Source organism: Vibrio sp. 1078-1 (assembly GCF_033340475.1).
In genome coordinates, this window is sequence record NZ_JAWOWM010000288.1 from 1 (window position 1) to 740 (window position 740).

A 740-nucleotide genomic window follows, 5' to 3' on the forward strand; every position below is an offset into this window, starting at 1 on the left:
CACCTTCTCAAAGCTGGACAATAATTCATTTAACGAAATAGTCAAAAGTGTTTAACGTCATGGATTCGACCTACACCATCATCATCGCCGATGATCACCCTCTCTTCCGTAATGCATTGTTCCAATCGGTACACATGGCTGTCAGTGGTGCCAATCTGCTTGAAGCAGACTCTCTTGATGCCCTGCTTGCATTACTCGCCAAAGAGGAAGAGCCGGATTTGGTGCTGTTGGATCTCAAAATGCCTGGGGCTAATGGAATGTCAGGGCTTATCCACTTAAGAGCGGAATACCCAGATTTGCCTATCGTCGTGGTATCCGCCAGCGAAGAGCCAACGGTGGTGAGTCAAGTGAAGAGCCATGGTGCGTTTGGCTTTATTCCGAAATCGAGTGATATGCGTGAACTGGTCAATGCACTCAACCAAGTGCTCAATGGCGACCCATACTTCCCTGAAGGGCTGATCACCAATAACGCAGCGTGTAATGATTTAGCAGAGAAGATTGCCGCGCTAACGCCACAGCAATACAAAGTGTTGGGGATGTTGTCTGATGGCTTGCTGAACAAACAAATCGCTTACGAGTTGAATGTATCAGAAGCCACCATCAAAGCACACATGACGGCGATTTTCCGCAAGCTCGGCGTGAAGAACCGCACGCAAGCCGTCATCATGTTAACGGAAATGAATGATTAGGACTTAGTCCTCCTCTTCCCCTTCCTCTTCTTCATTGGGTAAACGTAAACC

General features: G+C 47.8%; 1 protein-coding gene. It reads left to right on the top strand.

Annotated features, from left to right (window positions below; genetic code table 11):
* Nucleotides 1–59 precede the first annotated feature (59 nt).
* Complete coding sequence (locus tag R7190_RS27145; RefSeq protein ID WP_005465748.1) at nt 60–689, top strand: response regulator transcription factor; 630 nt, start codon at nt 60–62, stop codon at nt 687–689.
* Nucleotides 690–740: the final 51 nt, after the last annotated feature.